Consider the following 18,259-nt stretch of genomic DNA (forward strand, 5'->3'; position numbering starts at 1 on the left):
CTGCGCGTCAACTCTTGCCCGGCGTCGCGACCGGCTTCAGCGTGCGCAGGTAGGCGATCAGCGCGCGCATGTCGGTGTCGTTGATGTTCTTGTAGAACTCGAACGCCATCGGCGGCAGGTACGGGTGGCCGTTGCGGTCGGTGCCGGTGCGGATCGCCTGCGCGATCTGCGCGTCCGACCAGCCCTTGAGCCCCACCGGCGTCAGGTTGCGCGAGACGCTTTCACCCCACGGGCCCTTGAACACCATGCCGCCGGCGCCGAGCTGCGCGCGCTTCGGGATGCCCTGGGCGTCGCGCGCGGTGTGGCACTCCATGCAGTGACCGATGGTCGCGAGGTACTCGCCGTACTTCACGGTCTGCGCCGTCGGCGGTGCCTTCACGCCCGCGACCGGCGGCCCGTAGCTGGGCGGCAGCGGCATGCGGTACTCGGACTTCGCGACCGCGTTCGCGACCGGCGGTTGCGCCTTCAGGAACATCACGATCGAGCCGACGTCGTCGTCCGACAGGTGGCGGTAGAACTCGATCGGCATCGGCGGGCCGATCAGCCGGCCGTCCGGGCGCACGCCCTCGCGGATCGCCTTCACCAGTTGCGCATCGGTGTACTTGCCGATGCCGGTGGCCGGGTCGGGTGTGATGTTCGCCGCCACCGCCTTGAACGCCGGATCGTCGAACACCATGCCGCCGGAGAGGCCCTTCGCCGCGACGATCCCGCCGCGCTCGTCGCGCGCCGCGTGGCAGTTGCCGCAGGCGACGACGCTTTGCATCAGGTAGCGCCCGCGTTCGAGCGTCGGCGCGGCGTGCGCCGCGTGGAGCGTCGCCAGCGTCGCCAGCAGGACAAAACTTCCGAATCGAGTCATCGCCTCGCCCTCCCCTCGAGATGGGACGCGAGTTTGTCGACACCGTCCTCAAGTGTCAACAAATGTGACAGCGATCGGCGTCCTCAAACCGCACGCCCGTCGAACGACGTGACCGGGATCGCCGCCAGGTCGATGCCCTCGATGCAGCGGATGTTGATCGCCGCCATCGCCTCGCCGGCCGGCGACGTGGCCTCGCCGTACGGGTGGATGCCGCAGACCGCGCAGAAGCGGTGCCGGATGAGGTGCTTGCCGAAGCCGTAGCTGGCGGCGTCCTCGTCGGGCGTCAGCAACCTCAGCGCACTGCGCGGCACGAACCACATCAACGCGCCCTTGCGCTGGCAGATCGAGCAGTTGCAGGACATGGCCGACGCGATCTCGCCATCGGCCTCGAATTTCACGCGGCCGCAATGGCAGCTGCCCTGGTACGTGGTCATGCGGAGCCCTCCTCCTGTTGCTGCACGAAGCGGTCGAGGTTGACGAAGAACAGCTGCCAGCCGCGCTCGTGGTTGGCGCGCGAGGTGTCGTCGAAGAAGCGGTCGTGGACGAAGCTCAGGTCCGTGCCGCCGTCGCCGGCCGGGGTCAGCGCGATGCTGATCCGCGAGATGCGCTCGGGCGTGCCCTTCCAGGCCCAGCTGAAGACCAGTCGGCGCGCCGGCTCGACGGTCTGGTAGACACCGGAGGCCTGCTGCGTCTCGCCGTCCGGCGTCTTGAACGCGAGCACGAAGCGCCCGCCCTCGCGCACGTCGAGGTCGGCGGTGACGAGCGAGGGCTGCTCGCCGGGGCCGAACCAGCAGCTCAGGGCTTGCGGGTCGGTCCACGCGCGCCAGACCTTCTCGGGCGCGGCGCGGTAGTGGCGGTCGATGCGGACGCTGGCGGCGGTCTGCGTGGCGGCGGCGGTGGTGGGCATGGTGCGGGTTCCTCCTGCTGGTCGAGAAAACGCCCGAGGGCGTCGAGACGGTCGGTCCAGAAGCGTTCGTAGCCGGCGATCCAGGTGGCCGCCGCATGAAGCGGCTCGGCGTCGAGCGCACAACGCACCACGCGGCCCTCTTTCGCGCGGGCGATCAGGCCGGCGGCTTCGAGCACGGCCAGGTGCTTCATGAAGCCGGGCAGCGACATGCCGTGCGGCTGCGCGAGTTCGCTGACGCTGAAGCCGGCGTCGGCACCCGGCTGCGCCAGCTGGGCGAGCACGCCGCGGCGGGTCGAGTCCGACAGCGCGGCGAACACGAGGTCCAGATGCGAAGCTTCTTTGTTAACCATACGGTTTAGTATTAGCGCGCGCCTCGCCGATGTCAAGCACCGCTCGCTACCTCGGCGCCACGCCGCCCAGCACTACCGCCTGCACGTTGCGCACCGTCGTCTCGAAGAACGCCGGGTCCGCCAGCGTCCGCCCGGTCAGCGCATCCACCTGCACCGCGAAATCGGCGTAGTGCTGGGTCGTCGCCCAGATCGCGAAGATCAGGTGTCGCGGGTCGACCGGCGCGAGCCGCCCGGCATCGATCCAGCCCTGGATCACCGCGGTCTTGTGCACGACGATCTCGCGCAGCTCGCGGTCGAGCTCGTCGCGCAGCAGCGGCGCGCCCTGGATCATCTCGAGGCAGAACAGGCGCGACGCGTCAGGGCTGTCGCGCGAGACGACGAGCTTGCGGCGGATGTAGTCGGCAATCGCCTGTTGCGGGTCCTGCTCGGCCGTGAACTCGCGCAGCGGCGCGAGCCAGACCTCGAGCAGGTCGCGCAGCACGCTGACGTACAGCTCCTCCTTGTTCGCGAAGTAGTAGAGGAGGTTGCTCTTCGACACGCCCGCGCGCGCCGCCACCTGGTCGACGCTGGTGCCGTGCAGCCCGAAACGCGAGAACAGCGCCAGGGCCGCGGCGAGCACCGCGTCGCGTTTGTTCGGCGGGGGTGCGGCGGCAGGCTTCTTCTTCGTCACGGCGGGCAGTCTCCCACATCGCCGGCGCGCCGACCCCGTGTTTGTCCATATGGTCAAACTGGCACAGGGGTTGCATGCTGACCGCCGCGGTGGACGCACGCCGCATCTCGGTGCATAACTCGGGTTCGTCCGACCCTTGCAGGAGCATGTGATGGCAGCAACAGAGCAATTGAGAATCAACGGCGACCGTTTGTGGGCCAGCCTGATGGAGATGGCGAAGATCGGCGCGACGCCCAAAGGCGGCGTGTGCCGCCTGACGCTGACCGACCTCGACAAGCAGGGCCGCGACCTGTTCGTCAGGTGGTGCGAGGAGGCCGGCTGCACCGTCAAGGTCGACCAGATGGGCAACATCTTCGCGCGACGCCCCGGCCGCAACAACCACCTGGCGCCGGTCGGCACCGGCAGCCACCTCGACAGCCAGCCGACCGGCGGGCGCTTCGACGGCGTCTACGGCGTACTCGCCGGGCTGGAAGTGATCCGCACGCTGAATGACCACGGCATCGAGACCGAGCGGCCGGTCGAGGCCTCGGTCTGGACCAACGAGGAAGGCTCGCGCTTCGCACCCGCGATGGTCGGCTCGGGCGTCTACGCCGGCGTGTTTTCGCTGGACTACGGTCACTCGCGCACCGATCAGGAGGGCAAGACGATCGGCGAGGAACTGAAGCGCATCGGCTATCTCGGCAGCGAGCCGATGGGCAATCGTCCGGTGCACGCGTTCTTCGAGACCCACATCGAGCAGGGTCCGATCCTCGAGCACGAGGGCCAGACGATCGGCGTGGTCACCGACGCACAGGGCCAGCGCTGGTACGAGCTGGTGCTGACGGGCCAGGACTCGCACGCCGGCCCGACGCCGATGCCGGTGCGCAAGGACGCGCTGCTCGGCGCCGCCAAGGTGATCCAGCTCGTCAACGAGATCGCGCTGAAGCACGCGCCGCTGGCGGTCGGCACGGTGGGCATGCTGAACGTCTACCCGAACTCGCGCAACGTGATCCCCGGCAAGGTGTTCCTGACCGTCGACTTCCGCTGCCCGGACAACGACGAACTGCTGAAGATGGATGCCGAGCTGAAGGCCGGCGTCGCGACCATCGCGGCCGAAGGCCGGCTCGAACACGACCTGAAGCAGATCTTCCAGTACGACTGCGTGCACTTCGACGAGAGCTGCGTCGAGATGGTGCGCGCCGGCGCCAGGCGGCTGGGCTACACGACCCGCGAGATCGTCTCCGGCGCCGGCCACGACGCCTGCTACATGAGCAAGGTCACGCCGACCGCGATGGTGTTCGTGCCGTGCATCGGCGGCATCAGCCACAACGAGATCGAGGACGCCAAGCCCGAGTGGATCGAGGCCGGCGGCAACGTGCTGTTCCAGGCGATGCTGGCCAAGGCGAACGAGCTGCCCGAGGTCTTCAAGAGCAACGAAACCGTGGCAGTGGCCTGAACCCGGAGCAACACCCCATGACCCAGATCCTGATCCGCGGCGGCACCGTCATCAATGCCGAGAACAGCGTCCGCGCCGACGTGCTGACGCGGGACGGCACGATCGTCGCCGTCGGCCCGAACCTGGAGGCGCCTGCGGGCGCGACCATCGTCGACGCGGGCGGCGCGCTCGTGATGCCGGGCGGCATCGACCCGCACACCCACATGGAGCTGCCGTTCATGGGCACCGTGACCAAGGACGACTTCTACACCGGCACCTCGGCCGGCGTCTCCGGCGGCACGACGATGATCATCGACTTCGTGATCCCCGATCCGAAGCAGCCGCTGATGGAGGCGTGGCGCAACTGGAACGGCTGGGCCGAGAAGTCGGCGTCCGACTACAGCTTCCACGTTGCCGTCACCTGGTGGGACCAGTCGGTGCACGACGACATGGGCACGCTGGTGCGCGAGCACGGCGTGAACAGCTTCAAGCACTTCATGGCCTACAAGAACGCGATCATGGCCGACGACGAGGTGCTGGTGAACAGCTTCACCCGCGCCCTCGAACTGGGCGCCCTGCCGACCGTGCACGCCGAAAACGGCGAACTCGTGTTCCAGATGCAGCAGCGGCTGGTCGCGCAAGGCATCACCGGCCCCGAAGCGCACCCGCTGTCGCGCCCGCCGGCGGTCGAGGCCGAGGCCGCCGAGCGCGCGATCCGCATCGCCGAGGTGCTGGGCACGCCGCTCTACATCGTCCACGTGTCGAGCCAGGATTCGGTCGAGGCGATCATCCGCGCCCGCAGCCACGGCCAACGCGTCTACGGCGAGGTGCTGGCCGGGCACCTGACGATCGACGAATCGGTCTACCGCCATCCCGACTGGAACATCGCCGCCGCCCACGTGATGAGCCCGCCGTTCCGCGCCAGGCACCACCAGGATGCGCTATGGGGTGCCCTCGCCGCCGGCCACCTGCACACGACCGCGACCGACCACTGCGCGTTCTGCAACGAGCAGAAGGCGATGGGCAAGGACAACTTCGCGAAGATCCCGAACGGCTGCGCCGGCGTCGAGGACCGCATGTCGGTGCTGTGGGACGCGGGCGTCAACACCGGCCGACTGACGGCCAACGAGTTCGTGCGCGTGACCTCGACCAACGCCGCGCAGATCTTCAACCTCTACCCGCGCAAGGGCGCGATTGCCGCAGGCAGCGACGCCGACATCGTGGTCTGGGACCCGGCCGCGACCAAGACGATCACGACCGCCGGCAGCATCAGCAAGGTCGGCTACAACGTGTTCGAGGGCCGCACGGTGCAGGGCCTCGCGAAGGTCACGATCTCGCGCGGCAAGATCGTCTGGATGGACGGTGAACTGCGCACCGAGCGCGGCGCCGGCCGATACGTGAAACGCCCGGCGTTCGCGCCGGTGTTCGATGCGCTGAAGCGGCAGGTCGGCCTCCACCAGCCGCAGCCGGTGTCGCGCGCCGCCTGATCGCCCGACCTCTCGAAGGACTTGCCTCGATGCCCCAACCCGACGTGAAGGCCGGTCGACTCGACGCGTGCCAGTACACCCAGAACTTCGGCGACGCCCACCCACCGCTGACGCCCGTGCAGGCGCTGATCGAGGCCGAGCGCTGCTACTACTGCCACGACGCGCCGTGCGTCAACGCCTGCCCGACCGGCATCGACATCCCGTCGTTCATCCGCCGCATCGGCGAGGACAACCTGCGCGGCGCGGCGCGGGCGATTCTCGAGGCCAACATCTTCGGCGGCATGTGCGCGCGCGTCTGCCCGACCGAGGTGCTGTGCGAGCAGGCCTGCGTGCGCAACACCAACGAGGACAAGCCGGTCGAGATCGGACTGCTGCAGCGCCACGCGACCGACCACGCGATGAACGCCGGCGGCGCGCCGATGTTCGTGCGCGGCATGCCGACCGGCCGGCGCATCGCGGTCGTCGGCGCCGGACCGGCCGGGCTCGCGTGTGCGCACCGGGCGGCGATGCTCGGCCATGAGGTCACGGTGTTCGAGGCCAAGCCCAAGCCGGGCGGTCTGAACGAATACGGTCTCGCCACCTACAAGACGCCCGACGATTTCGCGCAGAAGGAGATCGCCTGGCTGCTGTCGATCGGCGGCATCGAGACCCGCCACGGCCAGAAGCTCGGCGAGCAGGTGCTGCTGGCCGACCTGACCGCGCAATACGACGCGGTCTTCCTCGGCCTGGGGCTGGCCGGCGTCAACGCGCTCGGCCTGGCGAACGAGGGCGCACCGGAGGTCGGCGATGCGGTCCAGTTCATCGCCGGGCTGCGCCAGGCGCACGATGTGGCCGCCGTGCCGGTCGGCCGGCGCGTCGTCGTGATCGGTGGCGGCATGACCGCGGTCGACGCCGCGGTGCAATCGAGGAAGCTCGGCGCGCAGGAGGTGACCATCGTCTACCGCCGCGACCAGCCGCGCATGCCGGCGTCCAAGCACGAGCAGGACTGGGCGAAGCTCAACGGCGTCGCGATCCGCGAGTGGAGCGTGCCGAAGGCAGTCAACATCGTCGGCGGCCACGTCGAGGGCGTCACCTTCGCCTCGGTGCAGGACCTCAACGGCCAGTTGGTGCCGACCGGCAAGCACTGGAGCCTCGAAGCCGACACCGTGCTGAAGGCGATCGGCCAGACCCTCGTGCTCGCGGACCCGACGCTGGCCACGCTCGCGCTGCGCGGCGGCCGCATCGCGGTCGACGGCGATGGCCGCACCTCGCTCGCCAAGGTGTGGGCCGGCGGCGACTGCACGTGGGGCGGCAAGGACCTGACCGTCGAGGCGGTCGAGCACGGCAAGATCGCCGCGCACGCGATCGACCGCGCACTCGGCTACCAGCGCCAAGGCACGCCTTTCACCCGCGTGCGCCGTTTCGCCAGCGCCTGACACGGAGCCAACATGGCCGACCTGAGCACCACCTTCGCGGGCATCCGCAGCCCGAACCCCTTCTGGCTCGCCTCGGCGCCGCCCACCGACAAGGAATACAACGTCCAGCGCGCCTTCGAGGCAGGCTGGGGTGGCGTGGTCTGGAAGACGCTCGGCGAGGCCGGGCCACCGGTCGTCAACGTCAACGGGCCGCGCTACGCGGCGCTGTATTCGCAGGACCGGCACCTGATCGGCTTCAACAACATCGAGCTGATCACCGACCGGCCGCTGGAAGTGAACCTGGACGAGATCGCTCGCGTCAAGCGCAACTGGCCGGACCGCGCGGTCGTCGTCTCGATCATGGTGCCGTGCGAGGAGCAGGCCTGGAAAGCGATCCTGCCGCGCGTCGAGGACACCGGCTGCGACGGCATCGAGCTGAACTTCGGCTGCCCGCACGGCATGAGCGAGCGCGGCATGGGCTCGGCGGTCGGCCAGGTGCCCGAGTACATCGAGATGGTGACCCGCTGGTGCAAGCAGTTCACGCGGCTGCCGGTGATCGTGAAGCTGACGCCGAACGTCGCCGACATCAAGCCGCCGGCGCTCGCGGCGCACCGCGGTGGCGCCGATGCGGTGTCGCTGATCAACACGATCAACTCGGTGATGGGCGTCGACCTCGATTCGCTGCTGATCCACCCCAACACCGGCGGCTTCGGCTCGCACGGCGGCTACTGCGGCCCGGCCGTCAAGCCGATCGCGCAGAACATGGTCGCCGAGATCGCCCGCACGCCGGCGATGGCGCGGCTGCCGATCTCGGGCATCGGCGGCATCACGACCTGGAAGGACGCCGCCGAGTTCATCGCGCTCGGCGCCGGGAACGTGCAGGTCTGCACTGCCGCGATGACCTACGGCTTCAAGATCGTGCAGGAGATGTGCAGCGGCCTGGCGGAGTACATGGACAGCAAGGGCTTCTACAACATCGATGCATTCCGCGGCCGGGCCGTGCCGTCGATCGTCGACTGGAACCAGCTCAACCTGAACCACATCGAGAAGGCGCAGATCGACCAGGCCCTGTGCATCCAGTGCGGCCGCTGTCACGTCGTCTGCGAGGACACCTCGCACCAGGCGATCACCGCGACAAAGGACGGCCACCGCCATTTCGAGGTCGTCGAGGCCGAATGCGTCGGCTGCAATCTCTGCGTCTCGGTCTGCCCGGTGCCGGCCTGCATCACGATGCATGCGCTGCAGCCCGGCCAGACCGATCCGCGTACCGGACAATGGGTGAGTGGCGAGTACGCCAACTGGACCACGCACCCGAACAACCCGGCGCGCGTGGCCTGAGCCCACCCAGAGAACCCGAACCGTCGAGTCGCCTTTGTTGCCAGCCCTGCCCGCCCCCGTCGTCGATGTCCAGGAAGTCTCGGTCGTCTACCCCGCCAAGGAACAGGCCGTCACGGCGCTGGACCGGGTCAGCCTGAGCATCCAGGAGGGCGAGTTCATCTCGCTGATCGGCCCGTCGGGCTGCGGCAAGACCACGCTGCTGCGGGTGATCGCCGACCTGGAGCAGATCACCTCGGGCGTGGTGCGCGTCAACGGCATGAGCACGCGCGACGCACGGCTGGCGCGCGCCTACGGCTACGTGTTCCAGGCGCCCGCCCTGTTTCCGTGGCGCACCGTGCTGGGCAACTGCTGCCTGCCCCTGGAGATCCACGGTCTGGACAAGGCGAAGGCGCGCGCTGTGGCGATGGAGCACCTGGAGCGCGTCGGGTTGAAGGGCTTCGAGGGCAAGTACCCGTGGCAGTTGTCGGGCGGCATGCAGCAGCGGGTGTCGATCGCGCGCGCGCTGGGCTTCGAGCCCAAGCTGCTGATGATGGACGAGCCGTTCGGCGCGCTCGACGAGATCACGCGCGATCGGCTGAACGAGCAGTTGCTCAGGCTGTGGGAGCGCGAACGCCGCACGGTCGTGTTCGTCACGCACTCGATCCCCGAGGCGGTGTTCCTCTCTTCGCGCATCGTCGTGATGTCGCCGCGGCCCGGCCGCATCGTCGACGTGATCGAGTCCGGCCTGCCGGCCGACCGCACGCTGGACATCCGCGACACGCCCGAGTTCGCCGAGATATCGCACCGCGTGCGCATGTCGCTGCAGGATGGGCATGGCGGCCATTGAGGTCGAGCGCAGCCGGGCCGGAGCCGTCTGGTTCAACGCCGGCCCTGTGCTGGCGGTGCTCGGCATCGTGCTCGTGCTCTGGTACGCCCTCGCAGTCTGGCTGAACGCACCGCAGGTCATCGAGCGGACGCTGTCGTCCCAGCCCGGCTGGACCGCCGTCGACCTGCTGCGCCTGACCTGGGCCATGGACCGGCCCGTGCTGCCGGCGCCGCACCAGATCGTCGCGGACCTCTGGGACTCCATCGTCAACTGGCCGCTCGATTCGCCGCGCAACCTGCTGTACCACGCCGCCGTCACCAGCTCCGCCACGCTGCTCGGCTTCGTGATGGGCACGCTGCTGGGCGCGCTGCTGGCGGTGGCGATCGTCCACTCGCGCACGCTCGACCGCAGCCTGTTCCCCTGGATCATCGCGTCGCAGACGGTGCCGGTGCTGGCGATCGCGCCGATCATCATCGTGATCCTCGGCAGCATGGGCATGAGCGGCACCTTCCCGAAGGCGATCATCTCGATGTACCTGTGCTTCTTCCCAGTCGCGGTCGCGCTGGTCAAGGGGTTGCGCTCGCCCGGCGTGATGGAGACGGAACTGCTCCACACCTACGCCGCGTCGCGCAGCCAGGCGTTCTGGAAGCTGCGCGTGCCGGCATCGCTGCCGTTCCTGTTCCCGTCGCTGCGGGTGGGCATCGCCGCCGGCCTGGTCGGCGCGATCGTCGGCGAGCTGCCGACCGGCGCGCAGGCCGGCCTCGGCGCGCGGCTGCTGACCGGCTCGTATTACGGCAACACGGTGCAGATCTGGTCCGCGCTGGTGATGTCGGCGCTGCTCGGGTTGGCGCTGACCGGCTGCGTCGCGCTCGCCGAGCGCCTGCTGACGCCGGGAGGCCGCCGGTGATCGCGCTGATCCGCGAGCAGCGCATCGCGACCGCCGCGGTGCTGCTGGCCGCGCTGTCGTTCGTGCTGCCGCTGGGCGTCACCACCACCGGCCAGACGCTGCGCTGGCCCAGCCTGGCGGCGCCCTTCGTGTTCGCGTGCTGCGGCCTGTTCACTTCGATGCTGGCGGTGCTGCGGCCGCCGCAGAGGCCGGGCCCGGTGCTGCTGTTCGCCGTCGCCAGCGGCCTGGCCGCGCTGGCGCCGCTGATCATGATCGCGACCGACGTCGTCGCCGCGCTCGACGCCGCCGCCTGGCGCAGCGGCTTCTGGAGCTACACCGTCGCTCTCGGGCTGCTGGCGATCACCAGCGTGCGCCGCCTCGCCAAGCAGGACGCCGAAGGCGCGCTCGGCGCGTGGGCGGCGCAGTACGGCACGCCGCTGCTGTTCGGCGCGTGGGTGATCGTGTTCTGGCAGTTGCTGACCCGCGCGTTCGACGTGCCGCAGGTGCTGCTGCCGGCGCCGAGCGTGGTCTGGCGCTCGCTGCTCGCCGGCTGGGGCGTGCTGGCCGGCGACTTCCAGCAGACGGTGATGCACTCGGTGCTGATCGGGCTGGTGGCCGGCTGCGCGCTCGGCTTCATCGTCGGCGTGCTGATCGACCGCAGCCCGTTCCTGCAGCGTGGACTGCTGCCGGTGGCGGCGCTGGCGAGCACCGTGCCGCTGATCGGCGTCGCGCCGATCATGGTGATGTGGTTCGGGTTCGACTGGCACTCCAAGGCCGCCGTCGTGGTCGTGATGACCTTCTTCCCGATGCTGGTCAACACGCTTGCCGGCCTGGCCGAATCGGGGCACATGGAGCGCGACCTGATGCGCTCGTACGGCGCAAGCTACTGGCGCACGCTGCTGTCGCTGCGCATCCCGGTCGCGCTGCCGTTCGTCTTCAACGCGCTGAAGATCAATTCGACGCTCGCGATGATCGGCGCGATCGTCGCCGAGTTCTTCGGCTCGCCGGTGGCCGGGCTCGGATTTCGCATCTCGACCGAGGCGGCGCGGCTGAACATGGGCCTGGTGTGGGCGGCGATCCTGGTGGCCGCGATCGCCGGCTCGGCGCTGTACGGGCTGCTCGGCTGGATCGAGCGCCGCGCGACCTTCTGGCACCCCTCGATGCGCGCCCATGTTTGAGTTCCAATCGCTTTTCACCCACGCCGCAAGGCACAACCTCCGGAGTTCCCCGATGCGCAAGACGACTCTCCTGCTCTCCCTGATGCTGGCTGGCATGGCCGGTGCCGCCGGCGCCGCCGACAAGGTCACCGTGCAGCTCAAGTGGCTGCCGCAGGCGCAGTTCGCCGGCTACTACGTGGCCGCCGCCAAGGGCTTCTACAAGGAGGCCGACCTCGACGTGACGATCAAGCCGGGTGGCCCGGACATCGCCCCGGCGCAGGTGCTCGCCGCCAAGGGCGCCGATCTCACGGTCGACTGGATGCCCAGCGCGCTGGCCGCGCGGGAGGCCGGCGTGCCGATGGTCAACGTCGCGCAGATCTTCAACCGCTCCGGGATGATGCTGACCTGCAAGAAGGCCAGCGGCGTCACGACCTCCAAGGACTTCAAGGGCAAGACGCTCGGCGTCTGGTTCGGCGGCAACGAGTACCCGTTCCTCAGCTGGATGGGCACGCTCGGCCTGAAGACCAGCGGCGCGTCGCCCGACGTCAAGGTGCTGAAGCAGGGCTTCAACGTCGACCCGCTGCTGCAGAACCAGGCCGCGTGCATCTCGACCATGATCTACAACGAGTACTGGCAGGTGATCGATGCGGGCGTGAAGCCGGCCGACCTCGTCACCTTCCCGTATGAAGACCAGGGCGTCGCGACGCTCGAAGACGGCCTCTACGCCCGCGAGCCGGACCTGAAGGACCCGGCCTACGTGGCGAAGATCGCGAAGTTCGTGAAGGCCAGCATCCGCGGCTGGGAGTACGCGATCAAGAATCAGGACGAGGCCGTCAAGATCGTACTCGCCGCCGACACCTCGGGCGGCTCGACCGCCGCGGTGCAGAAGCGCCAGCTCGAGAACGTCGCCAAGCTGATCACCACCGCCGGCACGCCGAAGATGGGCGTGCTCGACCCGGCCGCCTACCAGCGCACGGTCAAGGTGCTGCTGGCCGGCGGCAGCGACCCGGTGATCAAGAAGGATCCGGGCGCCGCGGCATGGACGCATGCGGTGACCGACAAGGCGATGGCGAAGTAAGCCGGCGCGCGAGGCGGCCCGACCAGGGCCGACCTCGATGCGTCACGACGGGCGCTGCGCGCCATCCACGCCCGCCTGCGCCTTGTCGAACGTGGCCAGCGGCAGGTGCCCGGCCTTGCGGGCGATCTCGAGCACCAGGCAATCCGAGAAGCCAGCGCGGGCTTGGCCCGGAACTGCGCCAGCGCGGCGGCCACCGCGTCGGCGTCCTGCAGCACCAGGCTTTCGTGGGTCAACAACAGGTCCAGCGCCGCGATCGGCTGCTTCGGCGTGCGCCTTCAACGCTTTGCGTTGCAGAGGCGGGTCACCAGCAGGAAGCTGGTGACGCACAGGGCCGCGCTCAAGGGGCTGACATGGGCGGTGGACGCGGCAGCGGGATGAGCCCGACGCCACGTCGGCATCATGCGGGCAAGGCGCCAACGGCAGGCGCGCTCCGCGACAATCGAGGCCCATGACGATGCCATCCACCCCACCTCCGACCGTCGCCGAGCGTGTCGAGGCGCACGTCGCGGACGCCGACGTCGCGGCCTTCAGGCGCGATGGCGCGGTCTGCATCCGCAGTCTGCTCAACGCCGACGAACTCGCGTTGCTGACGCAGGGGATCGACACCAACCTCGCCGCGCCGAGCCCGCGCGCCAAGGTCGCGAGCCGGCCGGAGGACCCGGGCTTCTTCATCGAGGACTTCTGCAACTGGCCGCACATCCCCGCGTACCGCGAGTTCATCGTCGGCTCGCCGCTCGCCCTGCTCGCGCAACGCCTGATGGGCTCGCGGACCGTGCGGCTGTACCACGACCACCTGCTCGTCAAGGAACCCGGTACGCGCCAGCGCACGCCGTGGCACCAGGACCAGCCGTACTACAACATCGAGGGCACGCAGACCGTCAGCATGTGGATCGCGGTCGATCCGGTGCCGCGCGAATCGACGCTGGAGTTCGTCGCCGGTTCGCACCGCGGCCCGTGGCTGATGCCGCGCACGTTCATGGACCAGCAGGCGAAGTGGTTCCCCGAGGGCAGCCTGGCCGACCTGCCGGCGATCGACGCCGACCGCGCCGCGTTCCCGATCATCGGCTGGGACGTGCAGCCGGGCGACATCGTCTGCTTCCACATGCTCGCGCTGCATGCGGCCGCCGGCGTGCCGGGCGGCCAGCGCCGGCGCGTGTTCTCGGTGCGCTTCCTCGGCGACGACGTGCGGCATGCACCGCGCGCGTGGGTCACCTCGCCGCCCTTCCCCGGTCTCGCGGACGAGCTGCCGGCCGGCGCCGAGATGGACCACCCGCTGTTCCCGAAACTGGTCGGCTGATGGCGGACGACGCGCTTCGCGAGACGATCGCCGCACGCTTGCGCGGCTTCGACCGCCTCGCGCGGGACCTCGCCGGGCACCGCCACGCGGCGGTCGCGGTCGCCGTCACCGACGAAGGCTTCGGCGCCGACCTGCCCGGGCTGCCGAGCCCGGCCGCATGGAGCGAACGCGCGGCGCTGGTGCTGACGCGCCGTGCCGAAGCGCTGCGCGCGCACGCCGGCCAGTGGGCGTTGCCGGGCGGCCGCATCGACGCCGGCGAGTCCCCGGAGCAGGCCGCATTGCGCGAGCTCGACGAGGAAGTGGCGCTTCGGCTCGGCCGGGACGACGTGCTCGGCCGGCTCGACGACTTCGAGACGCGCTCGGGCTACGTGATCACGCCGGTCGTCGTGTGGGCCGGCGCCGCGCGTGCGATGCGGCCGAACCCGGACGAGGTGCAAAGCATCCACCGCATCCCGGTCGACGAGTTCATGCGCACCGACGCACCGATCCTGGAGCCGACCGACGACCCGGCGCGCCCGGTGCTGAAGATGCCGGTGGCCGGGCACTGGATCGCCGCACCGACCGCGGCGGTGCTGTACCAGTTCCGCGAAGTCTGCATCAAGGGCCTCGCGACCCGCGTCGCCCACTTCGACCAGCCGGCCTTCGCATGGAAGTAGATCAAGCACCCGGTGCGGTGTACCGCACCACCCTCCGGGCGGGTGCGGGGCCGCTTGGGAGCGGCCCGGCGCTGGCCCCGCGAGCACCCGCGAAAATGCGCGCATGAAACTCTCCCAGCTGCTGTTCTCCCAGGGCTTCGGCGCCCGCCGCGAGTGCGAGGGGCTGATCCTCGGCGGGCACGTGACGCTGGCCGGGCAGGTCTGCGACGACCCGTTCTTCGAGGTCGCGCCCGAGGGCCTGACCTTCGGCGTGCGCGGCGAACTGTGGCCCTACCACGCGAAGGCGCTGGTGCTGCTCCACAAGCCGGCCGGCTACGAGTGCTCGCAGAAACCCAAGCACCACCCGAGCGTGATGAGCCTGCTGCCGCCGCCGCTGCGGGTGCGCGGCCTGCAGCCGGTCGGCCGGCTCGACGAGGACACGACCGGCCTGCTGCTGATGACCGACGACGGCGCGCTGATCCACCGCCTCACGTCGCCGAAGAAGCACGTGCCCAAGGTCTACGAGATCGGCACGATCGATCCGGTCACGCCGGCGCAGGTCGACGAACTGCTGCGCGGCGTCGTGCTGCACGACGATCCGCTGCCGGTGCGGGCGGCCGCCGCCGAACAGACCGGCCCGCATGCGCTGCGAATGACCTTGCTCGAAGGCAAGTACCACCAGGTCAAGCGGATGGTCGCGGCCACCGGCAACACCGTCAATGCGCTGCACCGCAGCCGGTACGGGGTGCTGGCGCTGCCGGCCGATCTGGCCCCGGGCCAGTGGCGTTGGCTGCCCGGGCCGCAGGTGCTGTTCGGCCCCTGACGTCCGCGCTGTTCCAGTTCGGCACACCGACCGCACGCGGCGCGGACGCCACTTCCCGCGGACCGCCCAGGGCTTCTTCGCCGGGGCCGCGCGCCGCTACGCAGCCGCCAGGGCGGCGTCAGGGATGCCCCTATATATCGTCGCGAATCCGCTCGTCCTACCGTTGCGGCAGCGGCGCGTTCGGCAGTCTTGCCGACGCGCCGTCCAAAGCAACAACAGGAGACAGCATGACGACGAACCGAACCCTGCGGGCCGCCATCGCCTGCGCGCTCGCGCTGGGCGCGACCGCCGGCCTCCAGGCGCAGACCCTGAAGGACCTGACCGACGACCAGGCCACGACCGGCGATGTGCTCACCTACGGGATGGGCTATGCGAACCAGCGCTACAGCCCGCTGAAGGCGATCAACAAGGGCAATGTCGACAAGCTCACGCCGGTCTGGACCTACAGCCTGAACAACCCGCAAGGGCAGGAGTCGCAGCCCATCATCCACAACGGGGTGATGTACGTGACGACGCACACCAGCACCGTCGCGGTCGACGCGCTGACCGGCCGGCAGATCTGGAAGCAGGACCTCGAGTTCGCGTCGGACGTGTTCAAGATGGCCTGCTGCGGCCTGTTGAACCGGGGCGCCGCGATCTACAACGGCAAGATCTACCGCACCACGCTCGACGCGCACGTGATCGCGTACGACGCCAAGACCGGCAAGCAGCTCTGGAAGTCCAAGGCAGCCGACTACAAGCAGGGTCATGCGATGACCTCGGCGCCGCTGGTGACCGGCGGCGCGCTGATCACCGGCATCGCCGGCGGCGAGTACGGGACCCGCGGCTTCATCACCGGCTGGGACCCGGAGACTGGCAAGGAACTCTGGAAGCTGTACACGACCGCCGCGGCCGGCGAGAAAGGCGGCGACACCTGGCCCGGCGACACCGCGATGAAGGGCGGCGCGCCAACCTGGCTGACCGGCGCCTACGACCCCGAACTCGACCTCGTCTACTGGGGCACCGGCAACGGCGGCCCGTGGAACGCCGAGGCGCGCAAGGGCGACAACCTCTACGTCTGCTCGGTGCTCGCGTTCCGCCCGAAGACCGGCGAGCTCGTCTGGCACTACCAGTTCTCGCCGAACGACCCGTTCGACTACGACGCCACCGAGGTCGGCATGCTGGTCGACATGGACATCGGCGGCACCAAGCGCAAGGTGCTGGCGCAGGCCAACCGCAACGGCTTCTTCTACGTGCTCGACCGCGCCAACGGCAAGCTGCTGGCCGCGAACCCCTACGTCAAGGTCAACTGGGCCGACAAGATCGACATGGCCAGCGGCCGCCCGGTCGAGTCCGCGGCGTTCAAGCGGGTGCGCGCCGGCGAGGACGTGGAGATATTCCCGTCGGTGCTCGGCGGCAAGAACTGGCAGCCGATGTCGTGGAACCCGGCGACGGGCCTGGCCTACGCCAACACGCTCAACATCAGCTGGCCCTACCAGCTCGCCAAGCCCGAGTACAAGCAGGGCGAGTGGTACCTGGGCGTCAACTTCCGCGGCGTCAACATGCCCAAGGACCAGCCGCACGGCTACCTGAGCGCGATCGACCCGATGACCGGCAAGAGCAAGTGGCAGATGGCCTGGCCGGGCCAGCCGAGCATGGCCGGCACCTTGTCGACGGCCGGCGGCCTGGTCTTCACCGGCGCGGCCACCGGCGAGGTGATCGCGGTCGACGCCGAGAACGGCAAGAAGCTGTGGCAGTTCCAGACCGGCTCCGGGATCATCGGCCTGCCCGTGACGTGGGAGAAGGACGGCAAGCAGTACGTGTCGATCGTCTCCGGCGGCGGCGGCGTGTGGGCCCTGCTGGGCGACGAGCGCATGTCGCAGACGCCGGCCGGCGGTTCGCTCTGGACCTTCGCGATCCGATGACGGGGCGGCTCGCCGTTTCCTCCGCGGCGGCGCTGCGGGCCGCCGCGCTGGCGGCCGGTGCGAGCTTCGCATCGGCCACCCTCGCGCAGGCCCACTTCCAGCCCGAGGACATCGACAAGGGCCGCGTGCAGTACCACCGCACCTGTGCCCAGTGCCACGGCCACAACATGGTCAACTCCGGCACCACGGTCTACGACCTGCGCCGCTTCCCGGTCGACGACGTCGAACGCTTCCAGAACTCGGTGACGAACGGCAAGGGCAACATGCCGTCGTTCAAGGATGCGCTGACGCCGCAGCAGATCGAGCTGCTGTGGGCCTACGTGGGCAGCCGCGGGGGCAAGGAACCGTGACGCGGCTGCGCCTGGCGTGGACCGCGGCACTGCTCGGTGCGGCCGGCGCTGCGCTGGCCGCGGAGCCGCTGGCGGTCTGCATGGCCGAGAACAACCCGCCGCTGTCGTACACGGTGGGCAGCGAATTGCGCGGGCTCGACGTGCGGGTCGCGCAGGCGATCGCGGACGAACTCGGCCGGCCGCTGAAGCTGGTGCCGTTCGAGTCGAAATACGAGGCCGAGAGCACGCTCTCGCACGAGGTCAACGCGCTGCTGTCGTCCGGGGTGTGCGCGCTGGCCAGCGGCTTCCCGCTGCTCGCCGGCGACCTGGGCGCGCCGTCGCGGCCGACCGCGCGCGTCCCCGACTACCCGGGCGCCAAGCGCCCGCCGCTGCGACCGTGGGTGCCGCTGGGCACGCTGGTCCCGAGCCGGGCCTACCACGCGGTGGCCATGGGACTGCTGGTGCGCGAGGCGGCGCGTGAATCGGCCACGCTGGCGCAGCCGGGCGATGCGCGCATCGGCGTCGTCGCCGGCACGATGGCGGGCACCGCCGTCACGCTGTACCGCAACGGCAAGCTGCGGCCGCAGATCGTCGGACTGTCGCGCAACGAGGACGCGCTGGAGGCGCTCGAGAGCGGCCGCATCGACGCGACGCTCGCGCCGCTCGACCGCTACGACGCGTGGCGGCTCGCGCACCCGACAAGTGCGCTCCGCCGCGCGGCCTACGTGCACCCGCTGCGCATCAACATCGGTCTGGTCGCGCGCGAGGACGCACCCGACGTGCGGGCCGCGGCCGACCGCGTGATCGAACGGGCACTCGCCAATGGCGACCTGCAGCGCTGGAGCACCGCCGCCGGCACGACCTGGATCGTGCCGGGCGACCCGCAGGTCGGCCGCGCGATCGGCCTGCCGGACCTGATGGCCGAGTGA

Annotated in this window: 19 protein-coding genes; 14 read left to right on the forward strand and 5 right to left on the reverse strand. The window is 69.9% G+C overall.

Annotated elements, in window-relative coordinates; all coding sequences use genetic code 11:
- Positions 1-7: 7 nt before the first annotated feature.
- The 5 genes from ACWH49_RS02490 to rutR form a co-directional block, all read right to left on the reverse strand.
- Positions 8-856 carry a c-type cytochrome gene (locus ACWH49_RS02490; RefSeq protein WP_448170007.1) on the reverse strand — a complete coding sequence of 283 codons (849 nt, stop codon included), beginning with the start codon at positions 854-856 and terminating at the stop codon, positions 8-10.
- 83 nt (positions 857-939) lie between these two features.
- Positions 940-1,290: a GFA family protein gene (locus tag ACWH49_RS02495; protein WP_448170008.1), complete on the reverse strand. Its 351-nt coding sequence runs from the start codon at positions 1,288-1,290 to the stop codon at positions 940-942.
- Positions 1,287-1,763 (reverse strand): SRPBCC family protein, encoded by a 477-nt coding sequence (locus ACWH49_RS02500; RefSeq protein ID WP_448170009.1) that lies wholly within the window; start codon positions 1,761-1,763, stop codon positions 1,287-1,289. The genes ACWH49_RS02495 and ACWH49_RS02500 overlap by 4 nt, the downstream gene beginning before the upstream one ends.
- On the reverse strand, positions 1,652-2,113 hold the full coding sequence (locus ACWH49_RS02505) for an ArsR/SmtB family transcription factor (protein WP_448170010.1): 462 nt from the start codon (positions 2,111-2,113) through the stop codon (positions 1,652-1,654). The genes ACWH49_RS02500 and ACWH49_RS02505 overlap by 112 nt, the downstream gene beginning before the upstream one ends.
- Positions 2,114-2,159: 46 nt before the next feature.
- Positions 2,160-2,783: an HTH-type transcriptional regulator RutR gene (rutR, locus tag ACWH49_RS02510; RefSeq protein ID WP_448170011.1), complete on the reverse strand. Its 624-nt coding sequence runs from the start codon at positions 2,781-2,783 to the stop codon at positions 2,160-2,162.
- A 151-nt stretch (positions 2,784-2,934) separates the two neighbouring features.
- On the opposite strand from rutR, the gene ACWH49_RS02515 reads away from it, so the two are divergent.
- From ACWH49_RS02515 to ACWH49_RS02580, 14 genes are all read left to right on the forward strand, one after another.
- Positions 2,935-4,218: a Zn-dependent hydrolase gene (locus tag ACWH49_RS02515; protein ID WP_448170012.1), complete on the forward strand. Its 1,284-nt coding sequence runs from the start codon at positions 2,935-2,937 to the stop codon at positions 4,216-4,218.
- 17 nt (positions 4,219-4,235) lie between these two features.
- On the forward strand, positions 4,236-5,684 hold the full coding sequence (gene hydA / locus ACWH49_RS02520) for a dihydropyrimidinase (protein WP_448170013.1): 1,449 nt from the start codon (positions 4,236-4,238) through the stop codon (positions 5,682-5,684).
- Between the two features lie 29 nt (positions 5,685-5,713).
- Positions 5,714-7,099 (forward strand): NAD(P)-dependent oxidoreductase, encoded by a 1,386-nt coding sequence (locus ACWH49_RS02525; RefSeq protein ID WP_448170014.1) that lies wholly within the window; start codon positions 5,714-5,716, stop codon positions 7,097-7,099.
- 12 nt (positions 7,100-7,111) lie between these two features.
- Entirely contained in the window at positions 7,112-8,416 is a 1,305-nt protein-coding gene (gene preA, locus ACWH49_RS02530; RefSeq protein WP_448170015.1) for an NAD-dependent dihydropyrimidine dehydrogenase subunit PreA, read from the forward strand.
- Positions 8,417-8,453: 37 nt separating this feature from the next.
- Positions 8,454-9,242, forward strand: coding sequence for an ABC transporter ATP-binding protein (locus tag ACWH49_RS02535; protein WP_235580381.1), 789 nt, complete (start codon positions 8,454-8,456; stop codon positions 9,240-9,242).
- Positions 9,229-10,128 (forward strand): ABC transporter permease, encoded by a 900-nt coding sequence (locus ACWH49_RS02540; protein ID WP_448170016.1) that lies wholly within the window; start codon positions 9,229-9,231, stop codon positions 10,126-10,128. The genes ACWH49_RS02535 and ACWH49_RS02540 overlap by 14 nt, the downstream gene beginning before the upstream one ends.
- Positions 10,125-11,285 (forward strand): ABC transporter permease, encoded by a 1,161-nt coding sequence (locus ACWH49_RS02545; RefSeq protein WP_448170017.1) that lies wholly within the window; start codon positions 10,125-10,127, stop codon positions 11,283-11,285. Before ACWH49_RS02540 ends, ACWH49_RS02545 begins: the two co-directional genes overlap by 4 nt.
- A gap of 52 nt (positions 11,286-11,337) precedes the next feature.
- Positions 11,338-12,342, forward strand: a complete 1,005-nt coding sequence (locus tag ACWH49_RS02550; RefSeq protein ID WP_448170018.1) for an ABC transporter substrate-binding protein — start codon at positions 11,338-11,340, stop codon at positions 12,340-12,342.
- 454 nt (positions 12,343-12,796) lie between these two features.
- Positions 12,797-13,639, forward strand: coding sequence for a phytanoyl-CoA dioxygenase family protein (locus ACWH49_RS02555; protein ID WP_448174293.1), 843 nt, complete (start codon positions 12,797-12,799; stop codon positions 13,637-13,639).
- On the forward strand, positions 13,639-14,295 hold the full coding sequence (locus ACWH49_RS02560) for an NUDIX hydrolase (RefSeq protein WP_448170019.1): 657 nt from the start codon (positions 13,639-13,641) through the stop codon (positions 14,293-14,295). Before ACWH49_RS02555 ends, ACWH49_RS02560 begins: the two co-directional genes overlap by 1 nt.
- A 103-nt stretch (positions 14,296-14,398) precedes the next feature.
- On the forward strand, positions 14,399-15,097 hold the full coding sequence (locus tag ACWH49_RS02565; protein ID WP_056464442.1) for a pseudouridine synthase: 699 nt from the start codon (positions 14,399-14,401) through the stop codon (positions 15,095-15,097).
- A 227-nt stretch (positions 15,098-15,324) separates the two neighbouring features.
- Complete coding sequence (locus ACWH49_RS02570; protein ID WP_448170020.1) at positions 15,325-17,001, forward strand: PQQ-dependent dehydrogenase, methanol/ethanol family; 1,677 nt, start codon at positions 15,325-15,327, stop codon at positions 16,999-17,001.
- A complete protein-coding gene (locus ACWH49_RS02575) occupies positions 16,998-17,351 on the forward strand; it encodes a c-type cytochrome (RefSeq protein ID WP_448170021.1) in 354 nt (117 codons plus the stop codon). The genes ACWH49_RS02570 and ACWH49_RS02575 overlap by 4 nt, the downstream gene beginning before the upstream one ends.
- On the forward strand, positions 17,348-18,259 hold the full coding sequence (locus ACWH49_RS02580) for an amino acid ABC transporter substrate-binding protein (protein WP_448170022.1): 912 nt from the start codon (positions 17,348-17,350) through the stop codon (positions 18,257-18,259). The genes ACWH49_RS02575 and ACWH49_RS02580 overlap by 4 nt, the downstream gene beginning before the upstream one ends.

Source organism: Rhizobacter fulvus, assembly GCF_964020785.1.